At 67.0% G+C, this 15,745-nt stretch carries 14 protein-coding genes; 5 read left to right on the top strand and 9 right to left on the bottom strand.

Annotated elements, in window-relative coordinates; translation table 11 throughout:
- Nucleotides 1-55: 55 nt before the first annotated feature.
- From KOE53_RS03875 to KOE53_RS03860, 4 genes are all read right to left on the bottom strand, one after another.
- Nucleotides 56-448: an SHOCT domain-containing protein gene (locus KOE53_RS03875; RefSeq protein ID WP_188044253.1), complete on the bottom strand. Its 393-nt coding sequence runs from the start codon at nt 446-448 to the stop codon at nt 56-58.
- 52 nt (nt 449-500) lie between these two features.
- A complete protein-coding gene (locus tag KOE53_RS03870; RefSeq protein WP_188057441.1) occupies nt 501-809 on the bottom strand; it encodes an SHOCT domain-containing protein in 309 nt (102 codons plus the stop codon).
- Nucleotides 806-1,249, bottom strand: a complete 444-nt coding sequence (locus KOE53_RS03865; RefSeq protein WP_188057440.1) for a DUF6325 family protein — start codon at nt 1,247-1,249, stop codon at nt 806-808. Before KOE53_RS03865 ends, KOE53_RS03870 begins: the two co-directional genes overlap by 4 nt.
- Before the next feature lie 89 nt (nt 1,250-1,338).
- On the bottom strand, nt 1,339-3,036 hold the full coding sequence (locus KOE53_RS03860) for an MFS transporter (RefSeq protein ID WP_188057439.1): 1,698 nt from the start codon (nt 3,034-3,036) through the stop codon (nt 1,339-1,341).
- Between the two features lie 169 nt (nt 3,037-3,205).
- Here KOE53_RS03860 and KOE53_RS03855 point away from each other — a divergent pair, with 169 nt between their 5' ends.
- The 3 genes from KOE53_RS03855 to KOE53_RS03845 all read left to right on the top strand — a co-directional run bounded on the left by KOE53_RS03855 (nt 3,206) and on the right by KOE53_RS03845 (nt 7,454).
- Nucleotides 3,206-4,768, top strand: a complete 1,563-nt coding sequence (locus tag KOE53_RS03855) for an SLC13 family permease (RefSeq protein ID WP_188057438.1) — start codon at nt 3,206-3,208, stop codon at nt 4,766-4,768.
- A 42-nt stretch (nt 4,769-4,810) separates the two neighbouring features.
- Complete coding sequence (locus tag KOE53_RS03850; RefSeq protein WP_188057437.1) at nt 4,811-5,407, top strand: CueP family metal-binding protein; 597 nt, start codon at nt 4,811-4,813, stop codon at nt 5,405-5,407.
- A gap of 157 nt (nt 5,408-5,564) precedes the next feature.
- Nucleotides 5,565-7,454, top strand: a complete 1,890-nt coding sequence (locus tag KOE53_RS03845) for an FAD-binding monooxygenase (protein WP_188057436.1) — start codon at nt 5,565-5,567, stop codon at nt 7,452-7,454.
- Between the two features lie 71 nt (nt 7,455-7,525).
- Here the strand turns inward: KOE53_RS03845 and KOE53_RS03840 are convergent, their stop codons facing one another.
- From KOE53_RS03840 to KOE53_RS03820, 5 genes are all read right to left on the bottom strand, one after another.
- The gene (locus KOE53_RS03840; RefSeq protein ID WP_188057435.1) at nt 7,526-8,326 is read right to left on the bottom strand and encodes an SDR family oxidoreductase; all 801 of its coding nucleotides are present in this window, start codon (nt 8,324-8,326) and stop codon (nt 7,526-7,528) included.
- A 54-nt stretch (nt 8,327-8,380) separates the two neighbouring features.
- A complete protein-coding gene (locus KOE53_RS03835) occupies nt 8,381-9,715 on the bottom strand; it encodes an MFS transporter (RefSeq protein ID WP_188057434.1) in 1,335 nt (444 codons plus the stop codon).
- On the bottom strand, nt 9,712-11,058 hold the full coding sequence (locus tag KOE53_RS03830; protein WP_188057433.1) for a GH1 family beta-glucosidase: 1,347 nt from the start codon (nt 11,056-11,058) through the stop codon (nt 9,712-9,714). The genes KOE53_RS03835 and KOE53_RS03830 overlap by 4 nt, the downstream gene beginning before the upstream one ends.
- Before the next feature lie 194 nt (nt 11,059-11,252).
- Nucleotides 11,253-11,735 (bottom strand): PACE efflux transporter, encoded by a 483-nt coding sequence (locus KOE53_RS03825; protein WP_353055576.1) that lies wholly within the window; start codon nt 11,733-11,735, stop codon nt 11,253-11,255.
- Between the two features lie 185 nt (nt 11,736-11,920).
- The gene (locus tag KOE53_RS03820) at nt 11,921-12,598 is read right to left on the bottom strand and encodes a GntR family transcriptional regulator (RefSeq protein ID WP_188057432.1); all 678 of its coding nucleotides are present in this window, start codon (nt 12,596-12,598) and stop codon (nt 11,921-11,923) included.
- Nucleotides 12,599-12,722: 124 nt separating this feature from the next.
- Between KOE53_RS03820 and KOE53_RS03815 the strand changes: the two genes are divergently transcribed.
- On the top strand, nt 12,723-13,925 hold the full coding sequence (locus KOE53_RS03815; protein WP_188057431.1) for an MFS transporter: 1,203 nt from the start codon (nt 12,723-12,725) through the stop codon (nt 13,923-13,925).
- A gap of 228 nt (nt 13,926-14,153) precedes the next feature.
- Nucleotides 14,154-15,650 carry an amino acid permease gene (locus KOE53_RS03810; RefSeq protein WP_188057430.1) on the top strand — a complete coding sequence of 499 codons (1,497 nt, stop codon included), beginning with the start codon at nt 14,154-14,156 and terminating at the stop codon, nt 15,648-15,650.
- The last annotated feature ends 95 nt before the right edge of the window (nt 15,651-15,745 follow it).

Genomic DNA, 15,745 nt, shown 5'->3' with positions numbered 1-15,745 from the left:
GGCGGGGCAGGTCACATCACCCGCCCCGCCGCTCTGTGGACTGCTCCGATTCGAATTACGCCGACTTTGCCAGGGCTGCACCCTTGAGCCGGGCGAACTCTTCCTCGGTGATCGCGCCTGAATCGAGCAGCTGCTTTGCCTGCGCGATCTCACCGGCGGCACCGCCGGAGACCGAACGGATGTACTCCTCGCTCGCCTGACGCATCTCCTCGGCCTGACGCTGGGCGCGCTCGCCCATGCCGCGGCCGCGGACGATGAGGTAGACGATCGCCGTGACGAAGGGGACGAACAACAGGAAGACGAACCAGAGTGCCTTTGCAACGCCGCCCAGCTTCCGGTCGCGGAAGAGGTCGGTGATGATCGAGAACAACGCCATCAAATAGGCGATGAACACGAATGCCGTGATAAACCACCAGATGGTGTCCCAGATGACGGACCAGAATGACATGGTTTTCCTTTCGAGGAATCTCCGGGGAGCCCCGGCGAAGGTGCGTTGGCGGCTATGCGCCGGTGAGGATGCGCTGCTTTTGCGTTTCGAACTCGGCGTCTGTCAGCACACCCGCATCGCGCAGCTGTGCGAGCTGCTGCAATTGCGCGATCATGACGGCCGGGTCGGCTGGACCGGCCGCGGCAGGCGTCGCTACCGGTGCAGCCGGTGCTGCCGGAACGACCGCCGGGGCGACCGGCGCTGCGCTCGGCTGCGCCGCAGCTGCGTCCTCAGCGGCCCAGCGCTTCTGTTGACGGCGGTGCGTATTGCCGATGACCCGAGTCGCGATCGACGCCCGCGCAGCGGTGCGCAGGAGGCTCATACGCCGACCTGACTGCTTGGCTCGACAACCTTCGCGAGGTCTGCCACGTCGATGCCGCCGGCCCAGAGGAGCTGCCCGCCCGCCGAGGTGACCTGCGCGGCGACCTCGGCCAGGCTGCGGTCTTCGTAGACGACGACGATCGCGCGATCGTCCGCACCGAGCTCTGCGGCGATCAACGCGAGATCCTCATCATCCAGCACCGCCGACTCAGCCCCGTCGAAGACGCTGACGTCGAAGTCTCCGCCTGCCTCGAGCGCGGCTACCGGGCGCCGAACGGGCGAACCGTCGGCGTCGCGCTCGATGACCTCGAGATCGAGCAGCTCGATCGCACCGAGCTCGATACGTGCCAGGAGCGTGCGCAGCGCTGCGCCGAGCTGTGCATTGCGGGGGACTGCGAACACGGCGTAATCGACCGGTCCGCTGTAGGTGAGAGTAGCCATTGCCTCAGCATATGACGAGCCTCCGACATGCTCGCTTCCCAAATCGATTGGGCTTGCAAAATCCTTGGCGTGAGGGGGAGCGAGCTCAGTCATGAGCGCCCCTGTTCGTGGGCCAGGGGGTTGAGCGCCTGCGTCTCATCGATCGCGTCGGGGTCGTCGGGCTCGAGCTGTTCGGGCAGCTCTCCGGCGATACGCCCCGGCATCCGTGTCGCGGGGACGATCGCCAAGAGCGCGAGGGCGGCGAGTCCCAGCAGCGAGAGCTGCAGTGCGCGCAGGCGCGCGTCCTCGTTGATGTCGATCGCCGCGGCAATCTCGGCCTCGTTCGCGCTGGTGCTCCCCAGCACGGCCTCGAGCTGCGAGTTGGTGAGGAAGTCCGCATCGTTGATGTTGACCTCGCTGATCAGGTCCGACGAGATCTCCGGGTGTTCGAACGCCGAGGTCGCGAGCGTCGAGGCAAGAATTCCGACGGCGAATGCGCTGGCGACTGCGATGCCGATCGAGCCGCTGAGGTTGTGCACGAGACCGCGCCACGCACCCACGTCGCCGGCGAGTTCCTTCGGAGCGGACGAGAGCAGCGTGTTGAAGACGAGGGCAACGATCGATCCCTGGCCCAGGCCGAGCAGGATCAGGCCCAGCACGATGAAGCCCTGGCCCCAATCGCCGCGAACGGTGAACGCGATGAGGGTGAGCGCGGTCGCGACGACGATGAAGCCGACCGAGGCGAGCACCCGCGGGGGGAACTTCTTGTACAGCGTCGCGACGAACGTCGACGCGAGGAAGATCGAGATCGTGTACGGAATGATCGAGAACGAGGTCTGAACGCCGGTGAGGCCCTGCACGACCTGCATGTACAGCGGGATCAGGAAGTTCGCCGCGGTGCCCACGAACAGCATGATGGCCATGCATGCGGTGACGGCGAGCTCAGAACTCGAGGCGAGCACCCGGAGATCAAACACCCGCGACTGCTTCTCGCGCTGCCGCTTGCCGATCCACAGGAAGAAGACCTGCCCGAGAACGATGCCGAAGATGATCAGGATCGGCGCGGGCGAGACTCCGAGGAGGTCGAACGGCGCCTGGTCGGTGGCCTGCCAGAGGCCCCATGAGTTCAGGCCGGAGAAGCCAAAGCTCAAGAAGATAATCGCGACAGCGGCGAGCAGTGCGCCGGTCCAATCAATCTTGAGGTCGGGCTGAGCGGGCACCTTCTTCAGGCGGAAGCTGAGCAGGAGGTTGACGGCGCCGAGGGCGACCATGAGGACGAAGGACCAGCGCCATCCGATCGTCTCGGCGAACCAGCCGGCGAGCACGAGCGCGAGCACGCCAGCGAGCGGAATCGCGGCCGCGAGCAGCCCGATCGCGCGGGCCTGGCTGTCTCCCTGATAGTTGGTGGCGATGAACACCGTGAGGGCGGGAGCGATGAGCGCAATGACGGCGCCCGAGGACGCCTGCGCGATGAACAGCATCGCGGGGCTCAGGCTCAGCGCCACCCCCAGCATCGCGAGGGCGTGAATCGCGACGGCGATCTGGAAGACGCCGCGGGTGCCGAAGCGCGCGCCGATCTTTGCCCCCAGCAAGATGAACGCCGCCATGGCGAACGTGCCCGCGGTGATGGCGGTTCCGACCGAGGTCGCGGGCGTGTCCAGGTCGGTCGTAATTCCCGCCATCGACACGGTGAGCGCGTTCACGGCGAACGAAGCCTGCACCTGGGTGAGGACGACGACGATGAGGGGAAGCCATGAGGCCTTTTCCGTGAGTGCCGACGTCGTGCTCACTGCTGCTGATTGGGTCATTATGCCCACCCTTCCCACGATCGACGCCTTCCAGGGGTGAATGCGTCCGGCCCGTTTTGCTCATTCTGGCGGATCGATGGCCCTCTGCAAAGCGCTAGCGAGAAAATCCGTGTGAGTGTCGACGCGTCGCGGGTGCACCGAGGACCTGTCGTCCCGTACAGTCGCCTCTATGGACCCGATCGCGATCACGCTCACCATCCTCGTGCTCGCGATCGTGGCCTTCGTTTCCAACAGGATCCCGCTGGGGATCGTCGCCGTCGGCGTCGCGCTCGCGCTCTTCTTTACGGGGGTCTTGACCCTCCCCGAAGCCCTCGCGGGCTTTGGCGACCCGACGGTCCTGTTTATCGCCTCCCTCTTCATCGTGAGCGAGTCGCTTGATGCCACCGGCGTGACCGCGTGGGCGGGCCAGCAGGTCATCGCGCGGGCGGGGACGAAGCGGCTTACCCTCCTCATCGTGATCAGCGTCCTCGTCGCCGGCCTTACCGCGCTCATCAGCGTGAATGGGGCGGTCGCGGCGCTGCTTCCGCTCGTCGTGGTCGTCGCCGCGCGGGCAAAGATCGCCTCGTCGCAGCTCCTGCTTCCGCTCGCTTTTGCGGCGCATGCCGGATCACTACTGGCGCTCACGGGGACTCCGGTGAACATTATTGTCTCCGAGGCTGCGAAGGAGGCGGGCGGCCGCGCGTTCGGGTACTTTGAGTTTGCCCTCGTGGGTATCCCGCTCGTCGTCTGCTCGGTCACCTTTATCGCGCTCTTCGGCCGGCGGCTGCTGCCCGAGCGGGCATCGAAGGCGCTGCCGACTGATTTGCACCGCCTCGCGGCGACCCTCCGCACCCAGTACGCGGTCGAGCCAGGCAGCGACGTCCCGGTCGGTGCGAGCCACGGCTTTAGCGAGGTCGTCGTCGCTCCGCGCTCGCCGCTGATCGGGATGCACGTCTTTCCCGGGATGACGACGCCGAGCGGCGATCTCGTCGTCCTGGGCGCGCGCCGGGGCCCCGAGCGGCTGGAGGGTGCCGAGGTTCGGCTCCAAGCTGGCGACGCCCTTCTCCTTCAAGGGGATTGGGATGATCTGCAGCGGCATACCGCCGGGGCTGATGTGTTGGTCGTCGATGCGCCCCAGCGCCTGCGGCGCTCAGTACCCCTGGGTCGCGGGGCGAAGCGGGCAGTGGGGATCCTGCTGCTGATGGTGGTCTTGCTCGCCACCGGGATGATGCCGGCCGCCGCCGCCGCCATGCTCGCCGCTTCCGCGCTTGTCGTGAGTGGCGCGGTGTCGGTGACCCAGGCATATCGCTCAATCTCTTGGACGACGGTTGTACTGATCGCCGGCATGATTCCGCTCTCAACAGCGTTTCAATCCACGGGGGCCGCCGACCTTATTGCCGGATGGCTGATGTCGGGTATCGGCGAGGCGAGCCCGTATGTAGCGCTCGCCGCAATCTGTGCCCTGACGATCGTGCTGGGCCAGTTGATCAGCAACACCGCGACCGTGCTGATCGTCTTGCCCGTTGCGATCGCGCTCGCAGAAGCCATGGGGGCCTCGGTGCAGCCGTTCCTGATGGCACTCACGGTTGCCGGGGCGGCGTCGTTCCTGACCCCCATCGCGACTCCCGCAAACCTGATGGTGATGGAACCGGGCGGGTATCGCTTCGGCGACTACTGGAAGCTCGGGCTGCCGCTCGCGCTCATCTTCTTTGCGATCGCGGTGTTCTACGTGCCGCTCATCTGGCCGTTCTAGGCGCACGGTGGATTGTCCAGGATCTGTTGCCAGAATGAGGGCATGACCAGACGTGTGCTCCCCATTGCCCTGTCCCTGCTTACTGCAGGCGCACTGCTGACCGGGTGCGCGGTCGCGCAGCCAGAGACGGCCGCCGACGATGTCACCGGGGTCGTTCTGGGCGATGCGCTTGCAGAGGCCGGATTCGACGGAAGTGAGCCTCGGGCGCTGGTCGAGTCGCTCGACGCGCTTCGGCTGAGTGATCGGCCCGCGAACCTCATTGTCTCGGTCACACCCACCGAGCTCATCGTGCAGCCCGAAGAGCCGGGCGAACGCCGCATCCCATTCGCCGACCAGCCGTTCTACTTGTCGGTCGCGCCGTACCTGACCCAGACCCATCCCTGCACCTTCCACAGCCTCACGACCTGCATCGGCGAGCAGCGCAATCAGCCCGTGGCGGTGCGAGTCGTCGACGCAGATACGGGCACCGTGTATGTCGAGGAATCGCGCACGACTGCCGACAACGGGTTCACCGGCCTGTGGCTGCCGCGAGACGTGCGCGTGGCCGTCACGATGACGATCGCCGGGAAGACCGGCACGGTCGTGACCTCGACGGGGTTGGGCGATCCGACCTGCCTCACCACGTTGCAGCTGACGTAGGCGCGACGGGCGAGCCTGGTCGGAGCCGATTCGCGCGCTTGTTTGCGTGATTCGGGAGAAGTGCCTATTCTGAGTGTGCGGTATTCGAACCATCTGTTCGAATAGTGAACAATGCGACTGGCGGCCCTGCTGCCCACAACGATGTGAGGAGATCCCCGTGCAGTTCCACGACCAGGGATACGTGTCCGGAAATCCCAGGATCCAGCCGGCCGCAGGCGTCGGTATCGACCGACCCGAGGAGTTGCCCGAAGAGATCGACGTGCTGATCGTCGGATCCGGCCCCGCCGGAGTGGTCGCCGCGGCCCAGCTCGCGCAGTTCCCCGGCATCACGACTCGCCTCGTCGAGCGCCGCGGTGGTCGACTCGAGATCGGCCAGGCTGATGGCATTCAGGCGCGCAGCGTCGAGACGTTCCAAGCCTTCGGGTTTGCTGAGCAGATCATCCAGGAGGCCTACCGGATCACCGAGATGTGCTTCTGGCGGCCGGACGCGCAGGATCCCGCGAAGATCGTCCGCTCGGCCCGGGCCGAGGACGACGCCCACGGCATCAGCGAGTTCCCGCACCTCATCGTGAATCAGGCCCGGGTGCTCGACTACTTCTCCGAGGTCATGGAACAGGCCCCCACCCGCATGCGGGCGGACTACGGCTACGAGTTCGTCGACCTCGAGGTCGCCGAGTCGGGGGAGTACCCCGTCTCCGTCACGCTGGCGCACACCACCGGCGAGCACGCCGGCACGCAACGCGTGGTGCGCGCGAAGTACGTCATCGGCTGCGACGGCGCGCGCAGCGCCGTGCGCTCATCGATCGGCTGCCAGCTCGCGGGCGACCAGGCCTTCCACGCGTGGGGCGTCATGGACGCGCTCGCCGTCACCGACTTCCCGGACATCCGCACGAAGTGCGCAATTCAGTCGGAGGACGGCGGCAACATCCTGCTCATCCCGCGCGAGGGCGGCACGCTCTTCCGCATGTACGTCGACCTCGGAGAGGTGGACCCCAATGACAACGGGGCCGTGCGTCAGACCTCGCTCGATGAAATCATTGCTCGCGCGAACCAGATCCTGAGCCCGTACACGCTCGATGTGCGAAACGTCGCGTGGCACAGCGTGTACGAGGTTGCGCACCGCCTGACCGACCGCTTCGACGACGTGCCGCTCGAGCTCGTGGGCACCCGCTCGCCCCGCGTCTTCATTACGGGCGACGCCTGCCACACGCACAGCGCGAAGGCCGGTCAAGGCATGAACGTCTCGATGCAGGACGGGTGGAACATTGCCTGGAAGCTGGGGCACGTGTTGGAAGGGCGCAGCCCCGAGTCGCTGCTGTCGACCTACTCGGCCGAGCGTCAGGTGATCGCGAAGAACCTGATCGACTTCGACAAGGAGTGGTCGACCCTCATGGCCAAAAAGCCGGAGGACTTCGCGAGCCCCACCGAGCTCGAGGACTTCTACGTGCAGACCGCGGAGTTCCCAGCGGGCTTCATGACGGAATACCAGCCGTCAATGCTCATCGGCGAGCGCACCCACCAGGACCTCGCGACCGGGTACCCCATCGGGAAGCGGTTCAAGTCGGCGCCGGTCATCCGCGTCGGCGACGCGAACGACGTGCAGCTCGGCCACCACCACCGAGCCGACGGGCGCTGGCGCATCTACGCCTTCGCCGGCGAAGCGCCGCTCGGGGCGCCGTCCGCGCTCAGCGACTGGGCCACCTGGCTCTCTCATTCGGACGAGTCGCCGCTTCGCGTATACACGCCGGAGGGCGCCGACATCGATCAGCTGTTCGACGTCAAGGTCATCGCGCAGCAGCCGTACACCGAGGTCGATTTGGGTGTCGTCCCCGAGACGTTCCTCCCTCGGACGGGCCCGTTCGGCTTGATCGACTACGAGCTTGTCTATGCCGCCATCCCCGACGAGGACATCTTCGCGCTCCGCGGGGTCTCTCGCGAGGGAGCCATCGTCGTGGTTCGTCCCGACCAGTACGTGGCACACGTGCTGCCGCTCACGGCGACCGCGGAGCTCGCCGCGTTCTTCGCCGGGATCCTGCTGCCACGCTAGGTCCGCGAACGTCAACGGCGGCCGCTCGGTCAGGGGATCCTGCCGGGCGGCCGCCGTCTTGGCGCCGGGGCCTACTGCGAATCGTTGCCGGCCCAGATGTCGTCGCCGCGCAGTGACGCATCGGCGCCGCCATCGTTGTAGATGACCTGCCCGGTGGTGTGCGTGTTCTCGGCGCTCGTGAGCCAGATCAGCAGGTTCGCGATCGACTCGGGCGGCTGGTGCGAGTTCAGCGGCATCGGAACGTGCGCATCGACCATCGCGCGCCCTTCGGGCGTCGACAGCAGATCCTGCGTCATCGGGGTGACCACGGTGCCGGGGGCGACCGCATTCAGCGCGACATGGGCGCCGGCCCAGCGCGGCGTGATCGACTCGCGGCGCACCCAGCGCGCGATCGCTCGCTTCGACGAGGGGTAGATCAGGTATCCGACGGCGGGACCTTGAACGGCGAGCGCCTCGGCGATCTCGGTCGCTCGCGCCTCGTCGCCCAAGAGCGCGGCGTCGACGAGTTCCGCGGAGTTTGCCTGCAGCGAGGCCATCGACGAGACGACGGCGACACGGGGAGCGCTCGAAGCTGCGAGGGCAGGCTGCAGCGCCTCGAGTAGCTCGGTGACGCCGAAGTAGTTCACCTTGATGGTGGCGGCGATGGGTGCCGAGATGCCCGCACATGCAATCACTGCGTCGATGGTGCCGCCCGCAAGCTCGCTGGCCTTCGCCGCGGCGTCGATGCGGCCGGCCGAGGTCGACAGGTCTGCCTCAACGTCGGCGCCCCGCAGGTCGATGCCGATCACGCGGTCTCCGCGTGCGCGAACGAGCTCTGCCGTCGCCGCTCCGATGCCTGAAGCTGATCCGGTAATGACCACCGTACGTGCCATGAAATGCCTCCGTGGGACTGGATGAGCCCTGGCGATCAGGGCTCCCGGCGCAGCCTACGCCTGCATTTCTGGAGCGCTTTGAGGTGCCGGCTCGCGGGCCATGCTACTCATGAGTGCGCCGACGACCGAGAGCACCGCGCTCAGCGCGAACACCAGCCAGAATCCGCCGACGAGAGCGACGAGGCCGGCACCCAGCACCGGGCCGATGAGCTGCCCCAGCTGCGCGGTGGTGTTCACGATACCAAGGTCGCGCGCGTGATCGGCGGGATTGGGCAGCAGGTCTGTCGCGAACGCGAGCCCGACGCTCGAGAACGCGCCGTACCCGAGCCCCATCAGGGCCGCCGCGATCATGGTCACTTCAAACGTCGGCAGGATCACGACCGCGATGCCACACGTCGCCTGCACGAGGGCCGCAGCGACCGTGAGCCCCCGACGTCGCCCGGTACGGTCCGAGATGACCCCCGTCGCGATCGAGGCGATCACGACGAAGAGCGTGTAGACGAGGATGAGGAGCAGGAGGTTCTCCTCGGCGATGGCGTGCGGCTGGTGCAGGCCGTAGAGCAGGAAGAACAGGAACAGCGCGGTCCCGAGCGAGTTGCCGATGTTCACCACGAGCCGGCCGCCGAGCATCCAGCGGAAGTCGCGATCTTTGAGGGAGGCGAGTCCGTCGCGCAGGCGTGCCGGGCTCAGGGCGATTCCGCCGGCGCCGTGCTGCGCAGGATCCGCGCCGGTGGCGCTCGGTCCCGGCGCCGCGGGCGGATCCGGCAGCAGGAGTGCGGTGAGCGTGCCGACGATCGCGACCGCCACCGCCAGGATGACGTACCCGTCCAGTACCCCGAGGCCGAGCAGCACGACCGTGCCCACGCCGAGCACGATGCCGACGGCCTGCGCCGAGCCGACCACGGACGATGCCGCGCCGCGCTGGCGGACGGGCAGCTGATCCGCGATCAGGGCGGTGAACGCGGCCGACATGACGGCGATGCCCACGGAGACTCCGATCCACGCGAGCGCCACCTGCCAGACGCCTTGCGCGAGCCCGAGTAGCAGCAGGCAGACGGCCGTGATCGCGGTCCCGAGCAGCGCCCAGGGGCGACGGCGGCCGATCCTGCGCGCCCCGCGGTCGGAGAGCGCCCCGGCGATGGGGCCGGCGATCACGCCCACGAACCCACCGACGCCGAGCACGATGCCGGAGGCGACCACGCCCGCCACCCAGTCGGTGCCGCCGACGAGGCCATCGAGCTGCAGGGGAAGGAGTAGCTGCAGCGGCGTGAGCTGCGCGGTCCAGATGACGAGCCAGGCGAGAGTGAACAGCGTAAACCAGCGGCCGCCCACCTTGCCTGTCGTATTGGCGGGTCCGGATCCCGCCGCACTCGTGGCAGGCGCGCTCATGCGCGGGCCTCGGAGATCAGCGCGCGGTACCAGTGGTACGAAGACTTCGGGGTGCGTTCTCCCGTGTCGTAATCGACGTAGACGAGCCCGAAGCGCTGCCCGAATCCCTCCGACCATTCGAAGTTGTCGGTCAGTGACCAGGCCGTGTATTCCTCGACCGGGACGCCTGCCGCGATTGCGTCGCCCACGGCGCGGATGTGGCCGTCGAGGTAGGCGATGCGGTCGGGGTCGTCGACCTCGCCATCCAAGAGGTCGTCGGGGAACGCGGCGCCGTTCTCGCTGATGATGATCGGCGGCAGCGCCTCGCCGTACTGCCGCTTCATGTCGATCAGCAGCTCGGTCAGCGCCTCCGGCACGATGGGCCACTCTTCGCCAAACCCGGTGACGGGCGCGCCGGGGGTCGGCACCCGTTTGAAGGGGATGGGGCTGCCCTCGGGGGCGGCTGAGACCGTCGTTGGGTTGTAGAAGTTGACGCCGTAGAAGTCGGTCTGGGCGGAGATGAGGTCGAGATCTCCCGGCTGGACGGGCATGGGCGGCAGGCCCAGCGCCTCGATGTCGGGGTAGGTGGCGGCGAGCAGCGGCATGCTGAAGAGGTGGTTATGGACCAGGTCGTAGATCGCGGCCGCCTGCTGGTCGGCGGGGGAGTCGGTGAGGGGACGCACCTGGGTGTGGTTGTTCGTGAGGCCGACGGCCTCGGCCCCCGCCGCGCGCAGGATCGGCATCGCGAGTCCGTGCGCCAGCAGCTGGTGGTGCGCGGTCGGGAGCGCGCCGAAGAGGAGCTGCCTGCCGGGCGCGAGGGTACCGATGGCGTACCCCTCGAGGGTCGTCATCGCCGGCTCGTTGATGGTGTACCAGTGGCGTACTCGGTCGCCGAGTCGGTCCGCGACGATCTGCGCGTAGTCGGCAAAGCGCTGGGCGGTGTCACGTGTCAGCCAGCCGCCATTCGCCTCGAGCGCGACCGGGAGGTCCCAGTGATAGAGCGTCGGGAAGGGGGTGACGCCGGCGGCGAGGAGGTCGTCGACAAGCCGCGAGTAGTAGTCGAGTCCCGCCGTGTTGGGGGCGCCGGTACCGTCCGGCTGCACACGGGTCCACGAGACGGAGAACCGGTATCGATCGAGCCCGAGGCCCGCGGCGTGCGCGACGTCCTGGGCGCTGCGGCGGTAGCTGTCGGGCCCCGGGTCGGCGATTGACCCGTCGGCGATCGCGCCGGGCCGTTCGACATAGTCGTCCCAGATCGAGCGACCGCGCCCATCAGCGGTGCGGGCGCCTTCGATCTGGAAGGCGGCTGAGGCGGCCGAGAAGCGTAGGCCAGCGAGGTGCGGGGGAAAGGATGCAGCAGTCATGGTTCTCCTCGTGACGCCAGTGTCGTTGGGGAACGGGGCCGGGATGCGGCGGCGGCCCACGCTGTTCGGATTCTATGGCTGCAGCGGGCTCGGGCGCGAGGATGTCCACAAAAACAGCCCGGGGTCAGACGCAATTGCGGCTGACCCCGGGCCTTCGGGGATCGTTGCCCCGCTGCCTACGTGTTGAATCTGACCTACTTCGCCGACTCCGGCAGGCCGAAGACCTTGTCGAACACCCAGGAGTAGACGTAGGTGTAGACGAGGAAGAAGACGAGCAGCCCACTCTCAATCATGAGCGCCTCGAGCAGGCCGACCCGCAGCAGGAACGCGACGAGTGGGACGGTGAAGATGAGGAGGCCGCCCTCGTAGCCGATGGCCTGCACGACGCGCATGAGCGGGCCGCGGCCCTTGATGCTGAATCGCCGCTCGGCCCACTCGAAGATCGAGTTCCAGGCGTAGTTCCAGGCGGTTGCGGTGAGCGACACCAGGATTGCGGTAATGGTGGATTCGCCGCCGCCGTGCCCGAGGAGGCTGCCGAGCACGAAGATGGTGAAGAGGGCGCCGAAGAGTTCATACCCTCCGACGTATACGGCGCGACGGACCGCCGGGCGCAGAGGTGTGCGTTCGCGGTCGGAAACGACGATAGAGATGGGCGCGGTCTGGCCTTGGCCGTTCACGGGTATCACTCCAGGAAACAAGTGGCTCCGCAGGGGCACCCGATTGGGCGACTCACTCGTTCTGCGGATAACGTCACTAAACAGAGGATAACACAACTGATTTCGTTGCAAATTCCGTATTTGCGTACCGCACCCGCATTGTCAGGCAAGCTGACCTAATGGGCGATTCTGCGCCGCTGGTCGCGCTAGGAAGGGGACTCGACGATCGCGAGACCGCGACCGCGCAACCGAAGTCGCTCACCCTCAAGGGTTGCGAGTAGGCGATCTCGGGTACCGCGCGTGTGCAGAATAACGAGCTCGGTCGCACGCTCGGTGTCGCCGGACTGGATCGCCGTCGCAATCGCCTGGTGCTCGCGGCGCGCCTGTGCCCGGGACTCCTGGGTGCGCACCTCAAGCCAGCGGGTGCGGGCCAGGCGAACAAACACATCGCGCATGGCGTCGACGAAGAAAGGGTTCCCGGAGAGCGCGGCGAGGGAAAGGTGAAAGTCGGTGCCGCCCTGCAGGCCGGCCGCTTCGTCTTCGTCCGCGGATCCCGCCTCGAGTCGCTGCTGAATACTCACGACCTCCGCGGCGTCCGCGCGCTCGGTGGCGAGCGCGACGGCCCCGATTTCGAGCGCCTCGCGGAACTCCATCGCCGCACGAATCTCCGTCAAATCGATGGGGGCAACCTGCCAGGACCGGCCGGACCGGCGAGTCAGGCCCTCGACCTCGAGGCGAGCGAGCGCCGCGCGAATGGGTGTGCGAGAAGCGCCCAGCGCCTCCTCGAGCCCACGCTCGGAGAGACCCATGCCGGGCATGAGTTCGAGCGACAGGATCAGGGTGCGCAGGGTGTCAGTGGCGCTCTGCTCGCTCGTGGTGTTCATTGCGGTTGGCTCCGTTGACTCGGTCGCTGCCCATTCCCGCGTCGTCGCGCCGAGGGAATTGGTATACCATTTTGGTATTCCGCAAATCTACACCAGTTGTGCTCCCGAATCGAGGCCATTGCTCATGTCCGCCCAGACCGCAAGCCCCACGCTTACCCCGACCAAGGCGTGGCGAATGTTGGCGCTGGGGGTCGCGGCCCAGGCGGCCGGAACCATGCTGGTGAGCACGCCGGTGTACCTGATCCCGATGCTGCACCTCGAGCGCAACATGCCGCTCGCTCAGGCGGGTGCGTTGGCCGCGGCGCCGACGATCGGGATGGTGTTGACCCTGGTCATGTGGGGCTATGTCGCCGACCGGTTCGGGGAGCGGTGGGTCATCTCCGGCGGGCTGGTGCTCACTGCCGTGTTCTCCTTCGCGGCGGCCGCGACCGGAAACCTCGTGTGGCTCGGGGTCGTGCTCGCGCTCGCGGGCGCCGCCTCGGCGAGCACGAATGCCGCGAGCGGGCGTGTTGTGGTGGGCTGGTTCCCCAAGGAGCGTCGCGGCTTTGCCATGGGCATCCGGCAGATGTCACAGCCGCTCGGTGTGGCGGCGGCCGCGCTCATCGTTCCCCCGCTGGCAGATCGGTTTGGCATCCACGCCCCGCTGCTCGTCACCGGCGCGGTGCTCGCGGTGCTGGCCCTCGGCTGCGCGCTGTGGATCGAAAACCCGCCCCGTGCTCTGCAGCCAGCGGGAGCCACCCGTGCCGATGTGAACCCGTACCTCAGCGGTGGGTTCCTGGCGCGGATCCACACGGTGTCCATGCTGCTCGTCCTCCCGCAATTCACCCTGGCGACGTTTGGCATGGTGTACATGATCGCCACGCTGGGGTGGTCCGCGACCGCCGCCGGGCTCATCATCGGGGCCTCACAGTTCATTGGCGCGCTCGGCCGCATCGCGATCGGCTCGCTCAGCGATCGCTTGGGAAGCCGGGTTCGCGTGCTGCGCTGGGTGGCGATGGGGGCAATTCTCGCGATGATCGCCGTCGCAGTCACTGGGGCGCTGGACTGGACGCTCGTGGGCGCCGCGATTCTGGTGATCGCCTCGACGGTCACCGTCGCAGACAACGGCCTCGCCTACACGTCGGTCGCCGAGGCGGCGGGAAGCGCATGGGTGGGCCGAGCGCTGGGGATCCAGAACACGGGCCAGTTCATCGTGGCGTCCGCGGTTGGCCCCGGGATCGGCGCCCTCATTGCGCTCGTCGGGTACCCACTGGCCTTTGCCGCGGTAGCGATCGCGCCGCTCATCGCGGTGCCGCTCGTGCCACGGAATGACCTGCATCGGGACTGACACGCTCGGTGTCCTTCGGCTGGGCGGATCCTGCGAGAACGCATAGAAAACTCTCACAGTTGGCGTTTTGGGTGACCTATGCCTACGATTGCTCAGTCTTCCGCCGCGGTAATACACCCCGCGAGCGGGCACGTGAAAATCCCAATGACGAGCTTTTCCCATCGAAATGCTCGAAATTCGCGGTATTTCTCGGGGAAGTTACCCACCTTGAGCGAGGCGTATCCCCGAATGTCCACATCGATCGATTCCCCGTATGACCGCCCGGTCTCACCGGAGACTTCTGCGGGCCTGAGCCTGAAGCAGCCGAAGAAGCTGCGCTCGCGCCACGTCACCATGATCACGCTCGGCGGCATCATCGGCGCGAGCCTCTTCGTCGGATCCGGAAACGTGATCCGCGCCGTCGGCCCCGCCGCCGTGATCTCGTACCTGATCGGCGGACTGCTCGTCTTCCTGGCGATGCGTATGCTCGGGGAGATGGCTGCGGCCCGCCCGTCGATCGGCTCGTTCATGGAGTACGCGCGGGTCGGGCTCGGCGACTGGGCCGCCTATCTCGTGGGCTGGCTCTACTGGTACTTCTGGGTCGGCGTGCTCGCCTACGAGGCGGTACTCGGCGGCGAGACCATGTTCGCCTGGTTCCCCGCCGTCCCGTCGTGGGCCTGGTCGCTTATCCTGCTCGGCATCTTCGTCGGCACGAACCTTATCTCGGTGCGCACCTTTGGTGAGGTCGAGTTCTGGTTGGCAAGCATCAAGGTGATCGCCATCGTGGTCTTCTTGGGTGCTGGCCTCCTCTTCGCGCTCGGCCTCTGGCCCGAGGCGTCCTTCTCGGTTCCGAACCTCTGGGAGCACGGCGGCTTCGCGCCGAACGGTCTGGGCGTTGCGGTGACCGGTGTGGCGCTCGTGATCTTCTCGTACTTCGGCACGGAGATCGCCGTCATGGCAGCCGCCGAGTCGGAGAACCCGGCGAAGGGCATCAAGCAGGCCACAAGCACGGTCATCTGGCGGATCCTGCTCTTCTTCGTGGGCTCGGTCCTCTTGATCGTCACGATCGTGCCGTGGAACCAGCTCCCGGAGCCGACCGACGTCGCCACCGCGCCGTTCACCTACGTTTTCTCCCTGTTCGGCCTGCCGGGCGCGGCCCTGGTCATGCAGCTGATCATCTTCAGCGCGGTGCTGTCCGTGCTGAACTCGGGCCTCTACTCCGCCTCGCGCATGTTCGCCGCGCTGGCGGGCCGGGGCTACGCGCCGAAGATCGTCACGAAGAAGTCGCGCACCGGCGTGCCCTACGTCGCGCTGCTCGCCTCGACCATTGGCGGCGTGGTGGCGGCCATCGTCAACTTCGCGGCCCCCGGCTCGGGCGTGTTCGAGTTCATCATGAACTCCGCTGGCCTCGTCGCGCTCTTTGTGTATGCGTTCATCGCGATCACGCAGATGCGCCTGCGGCAGAAGATGACCGCTGAGGAGCAATCGAAATTGACCCTCAAGATGTGGCTGCACCCGTGGCTCAACATCTTCCTCGTTGTCGCGATTATCGGCGTGCTCATCATCATGCTGACCACCGAGTCGGGCCGCACCCAGGTGTGGGCGAGCTTGATCGCCACCGCCGTGCTCGTCGCGTTCTGGCCACTCGTGCGGGTGCACCTGAAGCGGCGTAAGGCCGCCGAGGCTAATCCTGCGGCGGACGAGACCGCGATCGAGACCGCTGCCGAGGATATCTCCGGTCACTAGCGCCGACACATTTTCCGCTCCATCGATCGAATTCGGTGGGGCGGAAAACTGTATGCTCGGGCCCCAGAGACACGCAGCGCATTGAGCTGTGGAAA

The organism is Leucobacter sp. CX87, from assembly GCF_018682295.1.
In the GTDB taxonomy this organism is placed as follows: Bacteria; Actinomycetota; Actinomycetes; order Actinomycetales; family Microbacteriaceae; genus Cx-87.
This window is presented reverse-complemented; position numbering and strand designations above follow the sequence as displayed.